Here is a 21,530-nt window from a genome sequence, read left to right on the forward strand (position 1 = left end):
GAGGAGGCGTGTCTTGCCGGACACCTCTCTCAGCTGGCCTCGATGGCCGCTCTTTTCCTACCCTCAGCCCTTTCTACCCTCGCCCCCCTGCTTGGGCCTCCCGGCCCAAAAGGGCGAAAGTCGAGTCTGAGATTGCTGGGTTTCTGAGCAGGCGTGTATCCCAAGGGGGTTCAAGCGGTCTGTCCACCGGCCGGGAGCACCGCTCGAGAGGCCCCGTCAGCCGCCCTCCTCTGCCCCTCCGCTCCACTCCTCACCCTCAACAGGGCCTCTATCCCGCCTTATACGTGGGCCGCTCTCCAGTCTTCCCGATTGCGCGCGCGGGGACGCACGCTCAGACCGCGAGGAGCACGTCCACCTGGGCCTTCACGGCGTTCGCCTCGTCCTGCTTGCCGAGCTTCTCGTAGAGGGCCACCGCGTCCCGCCGCTCCTGAATCTCGCGGTCGATGACGGCTTGAACGGCCTCCGGTGTCAGGGCCAGGCGGGCCACTTCCCCACTCCCCAGCCCACCGGCGCTTCCCGCGAAAGCGCCATCGACGGCCGCGGGTGCCACGCTCAGGTCGGCCGCCTCCGCGTTGTCGATGGCCGCGAGCGTCTCGCGAAGCACCGCCGCGGCCTGGGCACTCCGCGCCCGCATCGCCTCCTTCAGCGAGGTGCGCAGCGCCGCCTTCCACTCATTCACGGTTCGCATGGGCGCACCCTAGCCCGGATTGATCACGGGTAGAGGGAACACCGCGTAGCGACCGACCGATAAGTGGAGAGTTCTCAAGGCTTTCCATCTACCGACAGGAGCTACGCGGTGAAAACAGAGTGTACCCCGAAGCAGCTTGAGTTCGACAAGGTCGGGCAGCGGAAGCTGGTGGCCGCGTTCGATGCGGACCACACCGGCCGGAGATCCTCCACGGCTTGAACGATGATCGAGCGCTCGCCCACGTCGACAATCCGAATCCGCGAGTCGCCGACCTGGAGCGCCGCCTTGTCGACCGTGCGCGCCACGCCGTCAACGATAAGCGTGCCCTTCGAGATCTCCGTCGGGAAGAACAGATGGTGCATGACCTCCCGAGACGGCGCGCTACCACCGCCTGCGCTCGCGCAGTGCCCCCCTTCCTACGACTGGGAAGCTCGCCCCGAGCCACGGCACGGAGGGGTCAAGGCGCTGAGCGACCGCCGATCTCCGGGAACCGCTCGTAGGCCCGCTTGAGCGCGTCCAGGTGGGCGGGGTTGCGAGATCGAGCTGTGCGTCCATGAGCTGGGCAGGCAGCCCCCGGCGTGGGGACGGCGGCCCTTCCAGCGTGGGTGCTGTCTGATACGCGATGTCCACCGCAGCGTCGTATGGCGTCGCACGCCCCCAGAACGCGCGTGCGCCCTCCGCTACGCCCGTTTGCATCCCGTGACGACGATCTTGAGGGAGGGTTCAACAGCGAGCAGCGCGTCTTTGTGCGCTTGGGTGCTCACGCCAATGAGCAGGTGTCATCGGATGATGTCACGGCGCTCGTCGTCCGCCGATTCGGTCCGGAGCGAGTCGCCGAGGACTTCGGCCACGGTGACCTCTTGTACGCGGCGGATGCACCGACGCTGGCGTGGCAACCGCTCGCGGCGTGGTTGCGGCGCCACTGAGGAGGGGCAGCTCGCGGGAAGCGGCCCTCCACGCGCCAAAGCACCAGTCCATCGTTCATCGGCTCCCCTCCTGAGGGGCATGGTAGCGAGGCGTGTTACGACTCTCCAGCGGCTCCGACGTCGCGGGCCACGTGCGCCCTCAGGATTCTCGCAAAGCTCGCACGCTGCCTTGCCCCGGAACGGCGCAGGGAGTCCTGCGAGGCAATCCAGCAAGCATCGAGCAGCCTCGAATCCTCGCTCACCACCTCGGCGAGCGCCTCGAGGAAGTGCCGGACGCGATCCGGTTCCAGTCGTGCGGAGTGTGGCACGGCATTCCAGTCGAACTCCTCCACGCCGGAGAGTTCTTCCTCTTCAAAGGTGACCCTCCTGAGCTTGATCGCGAGAGAGTTGTCCGGACCCTGCCAGGTGTCCACCCAGTGGATGAAGCTGGAGCCTGCTTCGAGCGCTGGCAGGCCGTCGAGGCAGTCCTTCAGCGCCTGGGGTGAAAGTTCCTCTCCGGGCAGGAGCGGCTCTGTGACAGCCTCTTCGGGCAAGAGATCGAGCGCCGGCAGATCGGGCGTGCCCGTGGGCGAAAAAACCACGGAGCCGATCCGTTTGCCGTCGTCGCCGACGTACGTCGAGAATGCGTCCATCCGACGCGCCTCCAGGTCGAAGACGTAGACGTAGGCCACGAGCCCCGTCTCTTCCGGCGCGACCCGTGGGCCGGGGTCATCCTCCGTGTGGCGTTCGCCCGCCGTCTTCTGGGGTTTCTCCATGCAGTTGGACCAGCCCCAGGGGGCATCATCGATGAGCTGGCGCACCACGGCCTGCATATCGCCCTTCTCGCGCTGCACGCGCTCCATGAGGTGTTGCCCGAGGCCCGACGGGGAGCCATCCCAGTAATGGTAGACCCCTCGCCAGGGCCGCTTGGAGACGTGCTCGGGGACACCCGAGCCCGACGTGTACACAGCGATCGCTCCTGGAATCGACATGGCACGCTCCCACCCAAGTCCATGGCCCGGTGCCATCCACCGAGAGCCCGCCGGGTCGCCTGCCCTCTTCGCACGTCCCCTCCTGGCTCGCCAGCAGCTCTGCCTTGAACGACGTGCGTTCCACGGCGCTCATGGCATCAGCGAAGGCCGACAACTCAGGCGGAGAGGCTTGGAGTGGCGACTACGCCGACGCCTCGGGCTTCTCCTCCGTGGAGTGCCTTGGTCAGTACAGGGTCTCCAACGCTGTGATGTCGCTCGCGGAGAACTCACCTGCCGTGCCCGTGGGGATGCAGGTGTTCATGAGCGAGCCACCGGCCGATGCGCCGGTCGGCGTTCCCGCGATGTGGATGGCACCCACGCCGGCCGTGCCTTCATTGGTCGCGGTGCCGCCACAACTGATCGCGCGGTTGAAGAAGTCCGAGTGGCGAAGCCCGATAGCGTGGCCGATTTCGTGAGTGATGAGGTGTTTGATCGTGTTGGCAGGGAGCTGCGCGACTCCAGGGCCGAGGGCAATCCTGGAGCCCGGCTTGCCACCCGAAGGGAAACTGCTGGTCGCGCTAGCTCCCCCGGGAAGGACCGGGTTGATCACCAGATCGATGACCACGAAGGGAGTCGTGGGCGGACAATCGGGAGCATGCATGCAGGGATCGGGAAACGGGTCGAGGGTGATTGGCAGATCCTTGTAGTTGGCCACCGCTTCAACGAGCCCGGTCAGGATCGTCAGAGGGGTGGACGGTGCCGCCCTGATGACGATCGTCGAGTTCGCGGCGGATACCAGGTTGGTGGTGCGGTACTGCTCCTGGCTGTCGCCACCCACCGCGAGCATTTCCCGCGACGCCTGGAGGCTCACCGCGGCGTCACCTCCGACGTAGACGACACCATCGACGACCAGGATTTCGCTGGCCGGGAATCCTGCCTCCCGGAGGTTGCTGAGGGTCTCCTGGGTGTCGTCCACTCTTGCTGGCTCGGCACTGCAACCGAACATCCACGCACTGCAGACCCACGCCAATGCGGTCACTCTAGTGGCCATCTGCATCTCCTGGCAGGCGTTCAAGGCTGGATTGCGATGGCTCCACTCGAGAGTCGAAGCAACAGCCCTGGCGAAGTCTAATGCCTCTTGAACCCGGCGTGCATGTGAGCCTGAGCCCGAGATGAATAGACAGCTACAGATTCTCGCCCGGGTGGGAGTTGTCCAGGTGGCTGGAATTGACGCGCCCGCTGCCAAGCTCGGATGTGAATGTTTGCGATGCTGGCGGTATTGTGTCGGGAGCGTGGCTTCCGGCTACGGTGCCGCGCGCTGCTCCTGGGCGCCGCCCGACCGGATGACCTCATCCAGGGCAATGGCCAGCTCCAGCGCCGGGGCGATGAAGGCGGCCAGCTCCGCCGCCGTCTCCGGGAGACCGCCGCGCTCCGCGTGGAGGAAGCCCTTCTCGATGTAGAAGTCGGAGTAGGAGCCCGATGCCTTCTCGAAGCTCTGCGCGATGCGGGGATGTTTCATCAGGGTGTCGAAGGCGGGGGTGGTGCGCACCGGGTTCACCACGCCGTCGAAGAGCCCGCCGCGCTTCAGCTCGATGCCGATGGGCATCGAGGGCACCATCAGGTGCAGCACCGCGCGGAGAACGGTCTGCCGTCCGACCTTGCGCTCCACGGTGTCGACCACCAGCGAATAGCCCTTATAGGTGCCATGGAGGAAGGCGCCATTGGCGTGCAGTTCATGGCGGCGGGCGAATCCCTCCCAGTCCGAGCCTGCTGCCTCCACCGCGGAGTCTCGGAGGGCGCTCATCATCCACTTGAGCAGCAGCACGACACCGATGGTGATTCCGAGGGTGAGCATTGGGGCATTCTACCCGAGTTCCCATGACCCAAAGTCGGCCCTCCGCGTCAGGCGTTGCGCGTCCACCTGGACGGCGAGGCAGTCGAAGGTGGAGAAGCGGTCAGCCATTGCGCTGGGCTTGAAGAGCGGATGGACGAGGGTGTGGAAGACTCCAGGTGCCTCCGTATCGTCAATGCAGTGCCCCTCACCCAGGAGCTTCGCCTTGCTGAAACATTCTTTCCGCTGGTTCGTCGCCACCGCCGCGCTGCTCGTCGGCACAGTGGCTTCCTCGCAGTCCACGCCGAGCATCACCTTCCAGTCGCCGTCACAGGGCTGGAATGTAGTCGCGTCGTCCAACCCGCTGCCCTTTGGACAGACGGTTACCATCAACTACAGCGCAGACCGGCTGACCCAGTGCCGCGGCAACATCACCGCCACCACGCCTGGGTGGTCCATCTACGGCCAATACAGCTTCAACGGTGGCCCGGTGCAGAGCTTCTGGGTGGCCGGCGGCTACCCCACGCCCTTCCCGCCCCCGCCCTCCATTCCGCTCAACACGCGTGGCGACCTGGCCATCTGGTTCGTGAACACCAGCCGCTGGGGCTGCCAGGCGTGGGACTCGAGCTTCGGCAACAACTTCCATTTCAACGTGCAGTGACGTGAAGGCCCGGAAGCGCGGATGGTGGAGTCCGCGCTTCCACTGGAAACGCTGGGCTCCTGAATGTGGAGGCGGCGGGAATCGAAGCCGCACAGACGGATTGGATCCTGTACCGCACCGGGTTGTTGAGACACCAGGTTGGTCGTAATCAGGCTGCTTGCTTGTGCATCAGCCCGCTCCGGGCCTGACGCCGGACTACTCGGGCAAGGCTGGCCTCCAGGCGAAGCTGTCGCAGGAGTCGCCGCGAACCGGAGGCAGCCAGGAGCTTCAGGCCCGTTGTCACGGCAGCTCCTTGGGAAGCTCTCGCAGCGAGTAGCGGGTTCCGGGCAGCGGGACAGGATGGGGCGGGAAGTCCGTGCTCCGGGCCGCCTCCCGCGCCCAGTCGAGCACCGCCTCTGGCGAAGGCGCGTCCTCCGCCTTCGCGGCGAGCACCACGACCAGCGCCTCGCGCTCGGGTGCGGCATCGAGCTCCAGGCTGCCCGGCAGCAAGAGTCGTCCGGGCTCCATCGTCACCGCGCCGCCGGTCTGCTCGAAGCCGTGCAGCGGCATGGCGTGCCCGTGGTCACTGAGCCCCACCACGTACAGCGTCCCGCCCTCCACGTCCTCCACCTCCAGTCGCACGCGGTCACCCGGACGCAGCACCACTCCGGGCCGTTGCTCGAAGACGGTGTCTCCACGCTTGACGAGCACCCGCGCGGTCAGCCCGCCGCGCACGCGCACCCTGTCGTCCCCGCTCGTGGAGGCAGGCTCGCGCACGGCGATGACGGCCACCAGCGCGCACAGTCCGAGCGCGGGAAGCGCCCATCGCAGGTCCGCCATCAGTCCGCCCACCAGCCCTCGGGGAGCGTCCGTCGCCCGCCTGCCTTCATCGGACCGCTGGGCCTCGATGCGAGCACCCACCGGGCCGAAGGGGCGGACGGTGGCGAATGCACCCTGTTCGGCACGGCGGCGCGCGAGGTGCGCGGCGAGCTCGGGAGAGGCGCGTGCTGCTTCCTCTACGCGGAGTGCCTCTTTCGAGGACAGCTCCCCGCACAGGTAGCGCTCGATGAGCAGGTCCGGCACGCCCGGGAAGCGGGGAAGAGAACGGGGGCTCATGCGGGAGCGACTCCTTTCCGCGGAACGGCGCCGGGCACATCCAGAAGCCTCCGCGCGGTATCCAAGAAGGCCTGGAGCTTGCGCTGCACCGTCTTGCGCGAGACGTCGAGCAGGGCGGCAATCTGCTCCTGTTCCAGCTCGTCCAGGAAGCGGTGCGCGACGATGCGCTGGACGTCCTCCGGACAGTGGGCGAGCACATGGCGCACCATGTCGGCGTCCACCAGCAGGCGCTCCAGCGCATCATCCGGAGCGGTGCGGAGGCCCGGAATCGGGGCGCGCAGCGTCATTGCACTGGCCGCCTCGGTGCGGCGGCGGCGCAGCACCGAGAAGCACTGGCGGTCCGCTACCGTCAACAGCCACGACAGCGGTGAGCTGGCGCTCCGCACCTGCTCCAGGTGCGCGTGGGCGCGCAGGAAGACCTCCTGCGTCATGTCCCATGCCAGCGCGTCGTCTCCGAGCAGCCGCCGGCAGCGCCGGTGCACGGCCTCACCGTAGCGACGGTAGTAGCCCTCGGTCCGCGCGACCTCGTCTTCCGGTTCGCTCACAGCCCGTCCTCACGTAGCCCCCGACATCGCCTGGCATTCTTCTCCAGCGGGGTGGAGAGGCCCGGAGGTCGAGACGCGCGAGCAACCTTCCGTGGGACATGTCGCGGAGCGACTTGACAGGGCCGTAGGGAAGGGACGCCCGGCGCGTCCCAACGCGGCCAACTCCAGACGTCGTTCTGGTGCCGCGAAGCAGAGGCCCCACGGCGCGAACGGGTAGGCACGCCATGGTAGGATCCGCCCATGCGCACGACGATGCTGGTGCTGGCGTGTCTGGCCCTCCCCGCCTGTGGCGGGGATGACGAGAACCCCTCTCCGGAGGACTACCCGGAGTGCACGGAGGAAGGGGTGCTCGTCCTCGAGGGAACCCTCGCAGGGCAGGAGGTGAACCTCCAGAAGCAGTCCCAGGGCTATGTCTTCGGGAACTGTTGCTTCAGCACCGGGGAGCCGGGCTCCATGGAGCTGCGGCTCGACGCCAGGCAGGAGGTGCGCGTGCGCCTCGAGTTCGAGAAGACCCTGGTGCGTGGAGGTACGGTGGAGGCGCGGGGCCTCGTCCACCTGCCGGATGACGGCATCACCGCGGGCAACTGCGAGACCGAGTCCCTCACCGGGAAGCTGCTCCAGAGCAGTGACGGCGAGACGTACTCCTTCGTGCTGCGCGACCTCAGGGCGCAGCCCTACTGCGGCGGGGCCGAACGCAAGGGCGAGCTTCGCGGCTGCTACCGCGAGATTTCCCGGTAGGCCGCCTGCCGAGCGTGAAGCCGCCGGTCGGGTCCTCCTCGGGCCCGCCCGGCGCCTGCATGACGCCGTCCAGCGACTGGAAGACGGCGCCTGTGAGCTTACGCACCGACGCCTTCCCCTTTGACGGCCGCCTCGATCTTCGCGACGTCGATCTTCCTCATCGTCATCATCGCCTCGAACGCGCGCCTGGCCCGCTCACCGCCTTCGCTCATCAGGTCCGTCAGACGCCTCGGCGTGATCTGCCAGGAAAAGCCCCATTTGTCCTTGCACCAGCCGCAGTCGCTCTCTTTTCCACCGTTCCGGGTAATTGCGTCCCAATAGCGGTCGGTTTCCTCCTGGCCTTCGGTCATGACCATGAAGCTGACAGACTCGTTCGGCTTGAAGTTGGGCCCGCCATTGAGGCCAATGAAGGGCCGGCCGAGGACGGTGAACTCGACCGTCAGCTCCTCGCCCTGCTGGCCGCCCGGAAAGTCGGACACGGCTTTATTCACAGCCCCGACACGGCTGTCGGGGAAGATGGACGCGTAGAATTCGGCGGCCTTGCGGGCTTCGCCTTTGTCGAACCACAGGCAGGTGACCAGCTTATTGCTCATGGATTCCTCCTCGATGGGTCAGATGGTGCGCCAGCGCAGAACCATGGCATCACCCAGTCCATGTACGGCCGCGAACAGGCGTCCGGCGATGAATGGGAGATGACTAACGAACAATCCGTAGGCCGGGCGGCGCCGTGTTTGGCCCTGGAGGCGGCGGGGCCCGCTGCCGAGAATCAAACACAGACGCATCAGCATTGGAAAGCCCGGCAACAAGGGCGGGGGGCGGGTTGCGCCGCCCGGAACACGCTAGGGCACGTAGACGGTGTTGATGCCCGGAGCCGCCGGGTCGTAGAGCACGACGATGACGTCGCGGCTGGGGAGGAAGTCGAACTCGGACGCGCTGTCCAGGGAGAGACGGCCCTCATACCGCTCGCCGCGCGCGATGAAGCTCCAGCGCAGCTCCGTGGGCGGCGGCCCCTTTTTGCTCACGGGCTTTCCGTCGCCGAAGTACGTCACCCGCGCGAGAATCGGGATGCCCACGCGGGCCGCGCGTGACTCACGGTGGTTGGTCCGCACGACGAGCAACAGGCCCACGGCGCCCGCGAGGGGGAACAACAGCGCCAGCCCTCCCAGGCGCCCCATGGGGGTGAGGGTGGTGCCACGGATACGGGCCTGGCCTCCGCGCCACTCGAGGACCACGCGCTGGCCCGGCTGAAAGCTACCGCCCGGCTCGCAGCTGCGCCCCACCAGCGCGCCGTCCTCCGAGTGGAAGCGCGCGCAGTACACGGGCGGACGGGGCCTGCGCTTGCGCATCCCCACCTCGACCGAGTCGACGACGCCGGGGACTTCCAAGGAGTGCAGGTCCAGCAGCAGGTCCCCCGCGGCGCGATGGGACTGGAAGAAGGCACAGACGAGCCCACCGGCGAGCAGGGCGAAGAGGCTGGTGTAGAGCGCGACACGCTGGGGGCCCGCGAAGGCGAGCACCAGACGCCGGGCTTCCTTCGAGGGCACGCGCGGCGCTCTCGGGGCGCTCGCGAGCAGGGCACGCGCCCGCTTGAGGTCGTCGGACGGCACATCTGCGAAGGCTGCGCGGTTGCTCTCGGGAGGTGGGTCGGACAGTGGCAGCAAAGACATGGGAGGCCATTAGACTAGACCTTGGCCGCCCTGTCCGGCCTCTTTGCCGATCGCCCGCGCCCGCGCAGCGCCCCCCTTCCCTACAGCTGGGAGCTGGCCCCGCACCACGGCACGGGGGGTCAAGGTGCTGCGCGACCGCCGATCTCCGGGAAGCGCTCATAGGCCCGAAGGAGCGCGTCCAGGTGGGCGGGGTTGTCCAGGTCGAGCGGCGCGTCCGTGAGCTGCACGACCCACCCGCCCGATGACGTGCGCCGCGACCGTGAAAGCAGGTCCGCGTCCCGAGCCAGGTCCGGGAACCCGATGGCCTGTGCGGCATCGGCAGACCAGTAGTTCAGCCACCCGAGAAAGTGCGGAATCTCAGGCATGGACCTGTCCCATGGGAGCTTGAGCGACGGCAGCCCATAGGGTGGAACGTGCGGCTCATCGCTGGGGTGGCGGAATTGTTGCGCCACGATCCCACCATAGCCGCTCGGCGTCGCATGCCCCCATATCGCGCGAGCGCCCTCCGATAAACCGGCAAGCACATCGACAGCCCCCGCGATGCCGGCTGCGTCTAGTGGCAGGTCCGCATGGACTTCAAGATGCGGCGGAGTTCCTGCGGCAAGACCGCTTGGGTTTTCCAGTCCGGCAACCGTCACGAGGTGGTTATCATCATCGTTGCAGAGGAACGGAAACCCTCCGTTTGTCGTGTTGGCCGCGACCCACTCGTCGCGTCGAGGCAATGCGCTAATGTCTCCCTTTTCCGACATCGTCCACCCTAGGCGCAAGCCGGGCAGCGTACGTTCCATTGCATGGACAACTGCGGTCGGGCGGTCGTCATGGTCCTTGAGCGCAGGCGCGTGGACGATAATGAGGAGGGTTCTTTGAGCGGCCGTCATTTCAACACCAATCCATGACGACGACTTTGAGAGTGGGGTCTTCATCGAACAGCACAGCTTCATGCGCGGCGCTTCGCACTCCAATGATGAAGTCGTACCTGCATTCCCTGGCGAGCTTGGCTTCGAGCCTCAGCCCCGGCAGCTTCATCCTGACAAAAAACCTTTGAGAGCGAGGCGGCTGTTTTTCAAAGTCATCCGTCTTGACATCCCACAGCGTGCGAGTGGTGAGCACCATTCCGTCGAAGTTCTTCCCATTGACGAGCACATCCCAGCCAGGGAAGCTGTTGTTGGGAATCTTGTCAGCGCATTCGTTGTGTGGATCGTTGCCGCCCAAATGTCGCACCGGGACGGGCCGACACTCTGGGCGGCGCTCTCGCTCCAGTGGCTCAGTTGGCACCGGGGGGAACCAGTCCTGCCCTGATGGCTCCGGCTTGGTCTTTCGATTCGCTGACGGTTCCTGCGGGGCGGGCTTCGTTTGGGGAGCGGGTTCTACCTCTTCCGTGCTGCTCCCTCTCAACTCATACGCATCTAGCGCTTCTTTGATAACGACTCCCACCACCACTACGCCAAGAATAATCACCGTGCCTACAACGATCTCGGGAGCAGCCAAGACACAGAGGCCGATTCCCAAGGCAGCCGCGCCCGTCGAGGCAACGGCACATCGTCCCGTCCGGTCGTTGAACCGGATCCGATCATGGTCGAGGACTGCAAAGCACCGCTCGGCCAGCACCGGCCAAGGCTGGGAAGCCTCACGGACGACGCACCTTCCCCCATCTGTCCACGGCAGCGTCGCCGCTCGCTCGAGATTGGCGATCCTCGGGTTCCGGGACGCGCTCTCGGTTGGGCTCGGTGCCGACGTAGCGCACGCCGAGAGGAACAGCAGAAGCGCGGCGCAGGCGCGGAGTCGCATGGACACGTCCTTTCAGTCGAGCCAGCGAGCTGCGGGTCAAGGCTGGCCGTATGTGGAGTATGCCAGCAGCCGCGAATAGCGGGGATACTTGGAAGGGGTCTGGATCTGATCCTGCGCAGTGCGAGGGCTGAGGGTCGGTTTGACGACGGGGGAGTGGGCCATGGGCTGCGTGATCAGGATGCGAGCCAGACCCCCGCTATGAAGGGGGTTCCGTTGAAGGTGATTCAGGAGCTGATGGGGCACGCGACCATCGAAATGAGAATGCGCTACGCCCACCTGAGCCCCGAGACCCGTCGGCAGGCTGTCGCGGTGCTCGACGCGCCCTTTGCGCCGGCACGCGACATAGACGCAACACGGCTGGAAGGTGCTGCTAACCAGCCGTGATCACGGCCTGAAAATGTGGAGGCGGCGGGAATCGAAGCCGCCGCCGCCTGAGGCTTCCGGAGAGAGCGTTTCAGCCAGCTCCGGGTCAGAAGGTGACGATGCCGAAGTCGTTCAGCAGTCCAGAGTCCGGGTCGGCCTGCACCACCACGATGAGCCTGTCACCCGCCGCGGAGTAGAAGACGAAGCGGCCGTAGCTGTCGAAATCGGTGCCGTTGACCTTGAAGCGGGGCAGCGGAACGCTCTGATCGAAGCCGAGGAAGTCAGGCATGTAGAGACGCACCTCCCTGCCCAACGTCGGCTCCCAATAGCTCCCCTGGACCAGGGCGATGCGGTTGGCCGCGGTCGAGTGGGTCAGGTGGCGGATGTACCCCGCCCCGGGGAGCGCGCCCGCGTAGGTCATGTCCTCGGACCTGACGCTGGAGGACCGGAAGGTGTTGCCGCAGGCGGTGAAGATGCGGGCTCCGTCCTCGGAGATCCACAGGTTCCCGCACATGTAATAGTCGCCATGGTAGGGCGAGTCGTAGCTCCGCTGCGCGGTGCCCCGGGTGATGTCAAACTTCTCGATGTCGTCCGGCGACAGCCCATTGTTGGCCCCATACATGGCCGTCCCGCTGGGATGCAGCACTCCTCGGGTGCCGGCGCGAAGCCAGCCGCCCAGCGTCTCCACTCCGGTGGCAATGTTGACGCAGTGGATATCCACCCACTGGTCCGCGCTCGGAAAGGCATACACGAAGCCATTCCCCGCGAGGACGACATCGAAGACATGGGTGGTGACCGCCACCGTCTTCACGAGCCTTGGCGTGGAGAGGTCGACGTAGGAGATGTTCGCGTCATGGCCCACCGCCGCGAACAGCCCATCCGGTCCCACGCTGACAGAGGTGGGAGCCGCGGGCAGCGCGACCGAAGTCTCCAGCTGTGTGGCCGGGTCGTAGAGGTAGAGGGCATCAGGGTTGGTGGAGACCATCACCACCCGGTCGAGCGCCTTGCTGTACTCGGCGTCGATGGCACGGTGGCTGAGCCCGTGGACGAAGGGCGGCTGGGCCGTGAGGACCACCGTGTCCGCGGGGCTCGCGTCCCGGCCATCCGCCACGACGAGCGACAGCTCGTAGCTTCCTTCGCGATCCATCGTGAGCGCGGGCGCCTGCGTGTTGGCCTGCCGCAACGTGGCGGTACTGCCCGTGGGCATGCGGGTGAGCGTCCAGACGAAGGTGACGGTGTCGCCATTCTCGTCAGTCCCATTCCCCTGCAGGGTCGCGGTCGAGCCCACGACCACCGTGCGGTCGGCTCCGGCGTCGGCCACGGGCGCACGGTTCTCGGCTGTCACGGTGACAGTCACAGGCGTGGAGGGGCGCTTGCTATCGCTGACGACGAGCTCGACGACGTAGTCGCCCTCCAGGTCAGGAGTGAAGGTGGGCCTCACTGCGGTATCGTCCCGAAGCTCGGCGGTGCTGCCCGGAGGAGCCGAGACCAACGACCAGGTGAAGGTGAGCGGCTCCCCTGTCACGGCCGTGCTCGCACTGCCGTCGAGCGTCACCGGCCTGCGGCTGAGCACGGTGCGCGACGCGCCCGGGCGCGCGGTGGGTGCGGCGTTCCTCGCGGAGAGCGTGAGCAGCACGGGCTCGGACTGGAGCTTCCCGTCGCTGACCACCAGTCGGAGGATGTAGGCCCCTTCCACATCGGGGCTGAGGGAAGGCTTCGCGGAGTCCTGCTGTGAGAGCGTCGCGGTGCTGCCGGACGGGGAGTACACAACGGTCCAAGACCAGGTGAGCGCCTGCCCCTCCGGGTCGGTGCTCGCGCTGCCGTCGAGCTCGACAGCCGTGCCCACCACCACCTCCTGGGAGGAGCCTGGACGGGCCACCGGCCGCAGGTTCTCGGGCGGCGGAGGCGGAGCGGGTGTCTCGGCCGTCACGATGACGGAGTCCGGACGGCTCTCCTGGCACGCGTCCGCGACGAGCAGCGTGGCGACATAGAGGCCCGGGACGTCCGCTGTGAAGCCAGGCTTGTCCAGGGTCGCATCCGAGAGCACCGCCTGGCTGCCAGCGGGAACCGTGGACAGCGTCCAGCGGTAGCCACGTGCGGTGGACGCCGACCCGTCGAGCATGACGAGCGCGCCCGGGAGGACCGTCTGGTTGTCTCCCGCATGGGCAACGGGAGGCGCCTGCGACGCCTTGCAGTCCTCCGGCGGCGGAACTGGAGGCGGAGGAGTGGACCCTCCTCCGCAGGCACAGATGAAGGAGGCTCCCAACAAAGCCAGGAGCAAATAGCTACGGACATGCGTGGTTCGGTTCATGAAGCGCCCCCTGTGGCAACGGGCGGCCCGAAGGCCGCCCACGAAGTCACTGCGCGGGGCTCGAACGAGCGGCCCGCGCACGCGGAGAGACGCCGACCGGTTCAATTCATACACAGAACTTCGCGGGCCCCCGCTTCGATGCCACCCGGGAGCCCACCGTGAAGCGGGTTGCTCCTCTTCACTCCTGAAGCGTCCTCGCGAGCGCCTCCACCGCGGGTGCCCTGAGGATGGAGTGGTGATCTCCGGACAGTTCGTACACCTCCACTCCACCGGCCGCGAGGCTTGCCCAGCCACCGTCCTCGCCCGTGGGCACCCGGGTCTCGCTCGCTCGCACCAGGGTGACGCGGCCTCCATACGTTCCCGGCTCGTACCGCAAGAGGGCGCGGAGGTTGCTCTCGAAGACGCGGTACAGGGTGCGGAGCTGCTCGATGCCCACTCCGCGGGCCAGGACTCCCGCGCTCCGGCCCGCGTCCAGCAGCCGGTACAGCAACGCATCTCCGCAGGGGAGCGACTCTGCTTCCTGCTCCGGTAGGGGCAGGCCGAGGAGCCGGGCCGTGAACTCCACGAACCGGGCTGAGACCCACGACTCCCCTACCCCCTCCGGCGGACGCTGGTCGAAGGCATACGAGTCGATGAGGACGAGCTGCTCCACGCGCTCCCCCTGCTGCTCCAGCTGGCGAGCCATCTCGAACGCCACCTGACCACCCAGGGACCAGCCTCCCAGTCGATAGGGGCCCGAGGGCTGGACGCCGCGGAGGGCCTCCACGTAGCACGCCGCCAGTGCCTCCACCGTCTCCAGCGGGGCCTGTGCATCCTCGAGGCCAGGAGCCTGAAGCGCGTGGAACGGCTGGTCCGGGCCGAGCGCGCGCGCCAGCTCCAGATAGGGCAGGACGTTGCCGCTGACGGGGTGGACACAGAAGAACGGGCGGCGCGAGCCCCCGGTGTTGAGCGGCACCACGGGAGATGAATGCCCCGGTGCCTCGCGCAGCCTCGCGGCGAGGTCCGCCAGCGTGCTCGACTGGAAGAGGGACACCACCGGAAGGCTCCGGCCCAACCGCTCGCGGATGAGCGACATCATCCGCATGGCCAGCAGCGAGTGCCCACCCAGCTCGAAGAAGTCCGAGTGGACGCCGATGGGGGTGATGCCCAGCAGCTCCTCCCAGATGCGGGCGAGCCGCAGCTCCAGGTCATCGCGCGGGGCCACATGGACCCGCGCCGACTCCGTGCGCGGTTCCGGCGTCCGGAGCGCCTGGCGGTCCACCTTCCCATTGGGCGTGAGTGGCAGCTCATCCAGCAGCACGAAGGTCGAGGGCACCATGAAGTCTGGCAGGCGCTCCTTCACGAAGCGCCGCAGCTCCGTCTTGTCTGGCGTCGCACCCGGACGGGCCACGAGCCAGGCCACCAGCCGTCGGTCTCCAGCCCCGTCCTCACGCGCCAGCACCACCGCGTCGCGCACCTCCGGCTGCTGGCGCAGCACCGCCTCGACTTCTCCCAGCTCGATGCGGAAGCCACGCACCTTCACCTGCTGGTCGATTCGGCCGAGGTACTGCAACGCCCCTTCCGCCAGCCACCGCACGCGGTCTCCCGTGCGGTAGAGCCTCGCGCCGGGCTCCTGGCTGAACGGGTCCGGCACGAAGCGCTCCGCGGTCAGCTCGGGCCTGTCCACGTAGCCGCGCGCCAGGCCGGCGCCTCCGAGGTACAGCTCGCCCGCTACCCCCGTGGGCACGGGCTGGCCGAAGGCATCGAGCACGTACGCCCGCGTCCCGTCGAGCGGCCCGCCGAGCGTCGGCTCCCGCCGCGCATCCCGGGGCGCGAGCGCCCACGTCGAGTACGTCGTGTCCTCGGTGGGGCCATACAGGTTGAGCACTCGCTCGACGCCGGGCGCGGCCTGGTGGATGGCCTGCACCAGCGCGTTGGCCAGGGGCTCGCCCGCGAGGTTCACCGTCCGCACCGAGGCAGGGAGGGCCTTCGCGCGCACCAGCTCCGCCATCGCCGAGGGAACGGTGTTGATGAGCGTGACGCGTCCTGCCGCCGGCAGCGACGGAAGATCGAGCGCATTCCCCGCCATGATGACGGCACCCCCTCGCGTGAGCGGGGCGAACAGCTCGAAGACGGACAGGTCGAAGTTGAGCGACGTGGACGCGAGCACGCCGGCCAGCGCCTCCGCCGGGAAGGTGCGCGCCGTCCAGCGCAGGAAGGCCACCGTGCTCCGGTGCTCCAGCGCGACGCCCTTGGGCCGGCCCGTGCTGCCCGACGTGAACAGCACGTAGGCCAGGTGACCCGGTGCGACGTCGCTGGCGGGGGCAGCCGCGCACTCGGCCTCCAGGAGGGGCACGTCGTCGATCACCACCCGGGCCGCGTCCACCAGCGGCAGCGAGTCCAGCAACTGGCGATGCCCCACCAGGACCCGAGGCTTCGAGTCCTCCAGCATGAAGGCGAGCCGCTGGCGCGGGTACGCCGGGTCCAACGGCACGTACGCGCCGCCGGCCTTGAGGATGCCCAGCACCGCCACCACCAGCTCCGCGGTGCGCTCCACGCACAGGCCCACTCGCACCTCGGGCCCCACGCCCAGGCCGCGCAGGTGGTGCGCCATCCGGTTGGCCCGCAGGTCGAGCTCGCCGTACGTCAGCGCCACGTCACCCGCGAGTACCGCCACCGCGTCCGGAGTGGCCGCCACCTGCTGCTCGAAGAGCGTGTGGATGCAGGCGTCCACGGGGCTCGTCGATCCGGTGTCGTTCCACTCGACCAGCAGACGTTGCTGCTCAGCGGCGGGCAGCAGGGGTACCGTGAAGACCGACTGCTCCGGCCTGGAGAGCGCGCCTTCGAGCATGGCCTTCAGGTGGCCCAGCAGGCGTTCCACCGTCGCGGGCTCGAACAGCGCGGTGCTGTACTCCAGTCCACCGGAGAGCCCGTCCTCCCCGTCCACGAGACCGAGGGTGAGGTCGAACCGGGCCACGCGGTGCTCCAGCTCCACCGATTGGAGCATCAGGTCCGGCAGGTGCTGGCCCACCGCCCTGGGCGTGCTGTCGAGGGTGAGCATCACCTGGAACAGGGGCGAGTGGCTCAGGCTGCGCTCGGGACGCAGCTCCTCCACGAGCTTCTCGAACGGTACGTCCTGGTGCGCGTAGGCCCCGAGCGTCACCTCGCGAACCCGCGCCAGCAGCTCGCGGAAGGAGGGATTGCCGTCCAGCCGCGTCCGCAGCACGAGCGTATTGACGAAGAAGCCGATGAGGCCCTCGGTCTCCGCCCGCGTCCTGCCTGCGATGGGCGATCCCACGCACACATCGTCTTGCCCCGAGTAGCGCGCAAGCACGGCCTGGAACGCGGCCAGTACCACCATGAACGGCGTCACGCCCTCGCGCTGGCCGAGGTTCTTCACGGCCTCGGTCAGCGGGCGGCCGAGCGAGAATGGAGCGATGCCTCCCTCCAGCGACTGCACCGCGGGCCGAGGCAGGTCCGTGGGCAGCTCCAGCAGTCTCGGGGCTCCCGCGAGCTGCTGTTTCCAGTAGCCGAGCTGCACGTCCAGCGCTTCGCCGCGCAGCCACTCGCGCTGCCAGACCGCGTAGTCCGCGTACTGGAGCGGCAGCTCCGGCAGCGGTGATGGGCGGCCCTGAGAGAATGCCGAATAGAGCTGCGCGATCTCGTGCACCAGCAGTCCCATGGACCAGCCATCGGAGATGATGTGGTGCATCACCAGCACGAGCACGTGCTCCTGCGCGGAGAGCTTCAGCACCGTCGTGCGCAACAGGGGACCTTGCTCCAGGTTGAAGGGGCGCTGGGATTCGTCCAGTGCCCTCCGCCGTGCTTCCGTATCGCGCACGGTTTCTGGGAGGCTGCTGAGGTCCACCGTGTGGAGCGGGTCAGGTCCTCTCGTGGTGATGACCTGCACGGGCTCGCCGTTGACGACCTGGAAGACCGTGCGCAGCGATTCGTGGCGGCGCACCAGGTCGTCGAACGCGCGCTGGAGTGCGCTCACGTCCAGGCTTCCGGTCAGCCGCACAGCAGAGGGCACGTTGTAGACGGTGTTCCCCGGCGCAAGCTGCTCCAGGAACCACAGGCGCTGCTGTGCGAAGGATAGCGGCAGTGCGCTATCGCGGGCCGCACGCGTCAAGGGCGGAGCGTGTGTTCCTGCCGTGTGGACCCGTGCGCGCGCTATCCGTTGTGCGAGCTGGGCAATCGTGGGGGACTCGAACAGCTCGCGCAGCGGCAGCTCGACCTGGAAGGACGCACGGATGCGCGACACGAGCTGCGTGGCCAGCAGTGAGTGCCCACCCAGCGCGAAGAAGTCGTCGTGCACGCTCACCCTGTCGTGGCGCAGGACCTCCGACCACAGCCCGGCCAGGACCTGCTCCACCTGCGTGCGGGGGGCCTCGTAGCTCTCTGGATTGGAGGCCTGCGCTTCCGGCTCCGGCAGGGCCTTGCGGTCCACCTTGCCAGCAGGCGTCAGCGGCAGCGTGTCCAACACCACGTACACCGACGGCACCATGTACTCCGGCAACCGCTGCTTCAGGTGCGCGCGCAGGCTGGCGGCCTCCAGCGACGCCCCCTCCTTCGCCGTCACGTACGCCACCAGCCGCTTGCCCTCCGCGCCCTCTCCTCTCGTCACCACCACCGCCGCGTCGACTCCCGCGTGCGTCGACAGCGCCGCCTCCACCTCGCCCACCTCCACCCGGAAGCCGCGCACCTTCACCTGTCCGTCGCGCCGGCCCACGAAGTCCAGCGTCCCGTTCCCCCTCCACCTCACCACGTCTCCCGTGCGGTACAGCCGCTCTCCGTCTCCGAAGGGGTTGGGCACGAAGCGCTCCGCCGTCAGCTCCGGCCGGCCCACGTACCCACGTGCAAGGCCCTCTCCTCCTACGTACAGCTCGCCCGGCACTCCCACCGGCACCGGCCTCAGCTCCCCGTCCAGCACGTACGTCGTCGAGTTCTCTATCGCCCGCCCAATGGACACCGTCGTGCCCAGCTCCTCTGGCGCCTCCATCCGGTGGCAGGTGGAGAAGGTGGTGTTCTCCGTCGGGCCATACGCATGGACGAACGTGCCTCCGGCCTCGAGCCTCTCCCAGGCGCGCGCCACGTTCATGACTTCGCCGCCGGCCAGCACCTGCCTCACCCGCGCCATCGCCTCGGGCTGCCGCTGCTGCATCTGCTCGAAGAGGGCCGTCGTCGCCCAGAGGCTGGTGATGCCGTACTCCCCCAGCGCCCTCCCCAATTCCTCCAGCGACACCGGGCCCGCCGGGTACACCACCAGCTTCGCCCCGTGCAGCAGTGCGCCCCATATCTCGAACGTCGACGCGTCGAAGGAGATGGGCGCCAGCTGCAGCCACACCTCCTCCGGCCCGAAGTGCGCGTACTCCGCTCCCAGCACCAGCCTCGTCACCGCGCGCTGCGGCGCTCCCACTCCCTTGGGCCGACCCGTGCTCCCCGACGTGAACATCACGTACGCCAGGTTTGCCCCTCCCACGGTGGGAACCAGGTTGCTCTCCGGCTGGCGAGAGATGAGTGCCTGCCAGTCGGTGTCGATGTGCACGACGGGCCCGTCCTCGGACAGTCGTACGGCCCGCGAGAGGTGCTCCTGGGCCACCAGCACGGTGACTCCTGCCTCGCGTTGCATCCAAGCAAGCCGCTCCAGCGGATAGCTGGCATCCAGCGGCACGTACACGCCTCCCGCCTTGAGGATGCCCAGCACGCTCACCACCAACTCCAGCGAGCGCTCCACGCACAGCCCCACCCTCACCTCGGGCCCCACTCCCATGGCCCTCAGGTGGTGCGCCAGTTGGTTGGCTCGGCCGTTCAGCTCCGCGTACGTCAGCCGCTCGCCCTCGTACTCCACCGCCACTGCGTCCGGCGTCTTCACCACCTGCGCTTCGAACAACTCCGCGAGCGACTTCTCTCGCGGGTAGTCCACGCACTTCCCGCTCCACTCGCCGACCAGCTGCCGCTGCTCCTCGGCGTCCATCAGTGGCAGGTTCGCCAGCCGCTGCTCCGGCCTCGCCACTGCTGACTCCAGCAGCACCCTCAGGTGCCCCAGCAACCGCTCCACCGTCGCCGGCTCGAACAGGTCGCTGTTGAACTCCACTCCCCCGGAGAGGCCTTCTTCCGTCTCCGTCATTCCCAGCGTCAGGTCGAACTTGGACGTCCGGCCCGACGACTCCGCTACTTCCAGCTTCAGCCCCGGCAGGCTTACCGCTGCTCCCGGTGCGTTCTGCAAGACGAACATCACCTGGAAGAGCGGGCCCCGGCTCAAGTCCCTCTCCGGCTGCAGTTCCTCCACCAGCCTCTCGAAGGGCACCTCCTGGTGCGCGTACGCACCCAACGTCACTTCCTTCACCTGCCCCAGCAGCTCTCGGAAGCTCTGCCCGGACGAGAGCTTCGTCCTCAGCACCAGCGTGTTGACGAAGAAGCCAATCAGCCCCTCCGTCTCCGCTCTCGTGCGGTTGGCGATGGCCGTGCCCACGCACACGTCCTCCTGCCCCGAGTAGCGCGACAGCACCGTCTGGAACGCCGCCAGCAGCACCATGAAAGGCGTCGCGCCCTGCTGCTGCGCCAACGCCCTCACCTTGGCCCCAAGCTCCTTGGTCCACCGGAAGGCCCGGGTGTCTCCTCGGAAGCTCTGCACCGCGGGACGCGGCTTGTCTGTCGGCAGATCCAGTGCCCTCGGCGCTCCCTCCAGTTGCTTCCTCCAGTAGTCCAGCTGCCCTTCCAGCACCTCGTCCTTCAGCCACTCGCGCTGCCACACCGCGTAGTCCGCGTACTGCACCGCCAGGGCCGGCAAGGCAACCTCGTTCCCCTGCGCGTATGCCTCGTACAGCGCCACCACCTCGCGCACGAGGATGCCCATCGACCAGCCGTCCGAGACGATGTGGTGCATCACCAGCACCAGCACGTGCTCCTGCTCCGACAGCTTCAGCAGCGTCGTCCTCAGCAGCGGGCCCTGCTCCAGATTGAATGGCCGGCGGGCCTCCTGCTCCGCCAGTCGTTTCGCTTCGTCGGCGTGCGTGGACTCGGGCAGATGGCTCAGGTCCACCAGTTCAAACCGGGCCCGGGCCTCGTGCGCGATGACCTGCACGGGCAACCCACTCTCCGCGCGGAAGGTCGTGCGCAGCGGTTCGTGACGACGCTCGAGTTCCTCGAAGCTCCGCTCCAAGGCTCTGAGGTCGAGCGTCCCCGTCAGCCTCACCGCAACGGGGACATTGTAGAAGGAACTGCCTGGCTCCAGTTGGTCCAGGAACCACAGGCGCTGCTGCGCGAACGAGAGAGGCAGAGCACGGTCGCGAGCCACGCGGCGCAAGGGGGGAGCCTTCACCTGGGCACCCGCCTCAAGCGATCCACCCAGTCGCAGCGCCAGGGTCTCCACCGTGGAGGACTCGAAGACGTCCCGCAGTGGCAGCTCCACCTGGAAGGCCTCGCGTACCCGGGAGACCAGCTGCGTCGCCAGCAACGAGTGCCCGCCCAGCTCGAAGAAGTCAGCGTGCAGACCGACTCGCTCGACGTTCAGCACCTCGGCGAAGATGGCCGCCAGCTTCTGCTCGGTCTCCGTGCGGGGTGCTACGAATTGCTCCCCCTTCGTGCCCGCCTTGTCCGGCGCGGGCAGCGCGTTGCGGTCCACCTTGCCATTGGGCGTCAGCGGCAGCGTGTCCAGCACGACGTACGCCGACGGCAGCATGTACTCCGGCAGCCGCTGAGCGAGGTGCGTGCGCAGGTGACCGTCATCCACCTTCGCGGCTTCCTTCTCCGTCACGTAGGCCACCAGCCGCTTGCCTTCCGCGCCGTCCTCCCGCACCACTACGACGGACTCGCTGATGCCCGGATGAGTCGCGAGCGCAGTCTCCACCTCGCCCAACTCGATGCGGTAGCCCCGCACCTTCACCTGCCCGTCGCGCCGGCCGAGGAACTCCAGCGCCCCATCCGCTCTCCACTTCACCATGTCGCCCGTGCGGTAGAGCCGCTCCCCGTCTCCGAAGGGACTG

At 67.8% G+C, this 21,530-nt stretch carries 17 protein-coding genes and 1 pseudogene; 3 read left to right on the forward strand and 15 right to left on the reverse strand.

Annotated features, from left to right (window positions below):
• Positions 1 to 331: 331 nt before the first annotated feature.
• The 7 genes and pseudogenes from G4D85_RS45890 to G4D85_RS45910 all read right to left on the reverse strand — a co-directional run bounded on the left by G4D85_RS45890 (position 332) and on the right by G4D85_RS45910 (position 4,419).
• The gene (locus G4D85_RS45890; RefSeq protein ID WP_164021003.1) at positions 332 to 688 is read right to left on the reverse strand and encodes a GatB/YqeY domain-containing protein; all 357 of its coding nucleotides are present in this window, start codon (positions 686 to 688) and stop codon (positions 332 to 334) included.
• Between the two features lie 101 nt (positions 689 to 789).
• Positions 790 to 1,050 (reverse strand): hypothetical protein, encoded by a 261-nt coding sequence (locus G4D85_RS45895; protein WP_164021005.1) that lies wholly within the window; start codon positions 1,048 to 1,050, stop codon positions 790 to 792.
• Positions 1,051 to 1,145: 95 nt separating this feature from the next.
• Positions 1,146 to 1,372, reverse strand: a pseudogene (locus tag G4D85_RS50135) (DUF5953 family protein); the annotation flags it as partial.
• A complete protein-coding gene (locus tag G4D85_RS50140; protein ID WP_240359915.1) occupies positions 1,369 to 1,452 on the reverse strand; it encodes a hypothetical protein in 84 nt (27 codons plus the stop codon). The pseudogene G4D85_RS50135 and the gene G4D85_RS50140, both read right to left, overlap by 4 nt.
• 257 nt (positions 1,453 to 1,709) lie before the next feature.
• Positions 1,710 to 2,585, reverse strand: coding sequence for a hypothetical protein (locus G4D85_RS45900; protein ID WP_164021007.1), 876 nt, complete (start codon positions 2,583 to 2,585; stop codon positions 1,710 to 1,712).
• 223 nt (positions 2,586 to 2,808) lie between these two features.
• Positions 2,809 to 3,540 carry a M57 family metalloprotease gene (locus tag G4D85_RS45905; protein WP_164021009.1) on the reverse strand — a complete coding sequence of 244 codons (732 nt, stop codon included), beginning with the start codon at positions 3,538 to 3,540 and terminating at the stop codon, positions 2,809 to 2,811.
• A 327-nt stretch (positions 3,541 to 3,867) separates the two neighbouring features.
• Positions 3,868 to 4,419, reverse strand: coding sequence for a hypothetical protein (locus tag G4D85_RS45910; protein WP_164021011.1), 552 nt, complete (start codon positions 4,417 to 4,419; stop codon positions 3,868 to 3,870).
• 202 nt (positions 4,420 to 4,621) lie between these two features.
• Here G4D85_RS45910 and G4D85_RS45915 point away from each other — a divergent pair, with 202 nt between their 5' ends.
• Positions 4,622 to 5,056 (forward strand): DUF6209 family protein, encoded by a 435-nt coding sequence (locus G4D85_RS45915; RefSeq protein WP_164021013.1) that lies wholly within the window; start codon positions 4,622 to 4,624, stop codon positions 5,054 to 5,056.
• Between the two features lie 279 nt (positions 5,057 to 5,335).
• On the opposite strand, the gene G4D85_RS45920 is transcribed toward G4D85_RS45915, so the two are convergent.
• Both G4D85_RS45920 and G4D85_RS45925 read right to left on the reverse strand, forming a co-directional pair.
• The gene (locus G4D85_RS45920) at positions 5,336 to 6,151 is read right to left on the reverse strand and encodes a hypothetical protein (RefSeq protein ID WP_164021015.1); all 816 of its coding nucleotides are present in this window, start codon (positions 6,149 to 6,151) and stop codon (positions 5,336 to 5,338) included.
• Positions 6,148 to 6,696, reverse strand: a complete 549-nt coding sequence (locus G4D85_RS45925; protein WP_164021017.1) for an RNA polymerase sigma factor — start codon at positions 6,694 to 6,696, stop codon at positions 6,148 to 6,150. The genes G4D85_RS45920 and G4D85_RS45925 overlap by 4 nt, the downstream gene beginning before the upstream one ends.
• Before the next feature lie 240 nt (positions 6,697 to 6,936).
• Between G4D85_RS45925 and G4D85_RS45930 the strand changes: the two genes are divergently transcribed.
• Positions 6,937 to 7,434, forward strand: a complete 498-nt coding sequence (locus G4D85_RS45930; protein ID WP_164021019.1) for a hypothetical protein — start codon at positions 6,937 to 6,939, stop codon at positions 7,432 to 7,434.
• Between the two features lie 98 nt (positions 7,435 to 7,532).
• On the opposite strand, the gene G4D85_RS45940 is transcribed toward G4D85_RS45930, so the two are convergent.
• The 4 genes from G4D85_RS45940 to G4D85_RS45955 form a co-directional block, all read right to left on the reverse strand.
• Entirely contained in the window at positions 7,533 to 8,027 is a 495-nt protein-coding gene (locus G4D85_RS45940; protein WP_164021021.1) for a VOC family protein, read from the reverse strand.
• A 246-nt stretch (positions 8,028 to 8,273) separates the two neighbouring features.
• A complete protein-coding gene (locus G4D85_RS45945) occupies positions 8,274 to 9,101 on the reverse strand; it encodes a hypothetical protein (protein ID WP_164021023.1) in 828 nt (275 codons plus the stop codon).
• A 119-nt stretch (positions 9,102 to 9,220) separates the two neighbouring features.
• On the reverse strand, positions 9,221 to 9,979 hold the full coding sequence (locus G4D85_RS45950) for a DUF5953 family protein (protein WP_164021092.1): 759 nt from the start codon (positions 9,977 to 9,979) through the stop codon (positions 9,221 to 9,223).
• A 1-nt stretch (position 9,980) separates the two neighbouring features.
• The gene (locus G4D85_RS45955; RefSeq protein ID WP_338052951.1) at positions 9,981 to 10,589 is read right to left on the reverse strand and encodes a DUF6310 domain-containing protein; all 609 of its coding nucleotides are present in this window, start codon (positions 10,587 to 10,589) and stop codon (positions 9,981 to 9,983) included.
• Between the two features lie 84 nt (positions 10,590 to 10,673).
• On the opposite strand from G4D85_RS45955, the gene G4D85_RS50955 reads away from it, so the two are divergent.
• Positions 10,674 to 11,273, forward strand: a complete 600-nt coding sequence (locus G4D85_RS50955) for a tyrosine-type recombinase/integrase (RefSeq protein ID WP_420821755.1) — start codon at positions 10,674 to 10,676, stop codon at positions 11,271 to 11,273.
• An 85-nt stretch (positions 11,274 to 11,358) separates the two neighbouring features.
• On the opposite strand, the gene G4D85_RS45965 is transcribed toward G4D85_RS50955, so the two are convergent.
• Positions 11,359 to 13,563 (reverse strand): PKD domain-containing protein, encoded by a 2,205-nt coding sequence (locus tag G4D85_RS45965; protein WP_420821756.1) that lies wholly within the window; start codon positions 13,561 to 13,563, stop codon positions 11,359 to 11,361.
• Between the two features lie 178 nt (positions 13,564 to 13,741).
• Positions 13,742 to 21,487, reverse strand: coding sequence for an amino acid adenylation domain-containing protein (locus G4D85_RS45970; protein WP_164021030.1), 7,746 nt, complete (start codon positions 21,485 to 21,487; stop codon positions 13,742 to 13,744).
• Positions 21,488 to 21,530 lie beyond the last annotated feature (43 nt).

This window comes from Pyxidicoccus trucidator (genome assembly GCF_010894435.1).
GTDB lineage: Bacteria > Myxococcota > Myxococcia > Myxococcales > Myxococcaceae > Myxococcus > Myxococcus trucidator.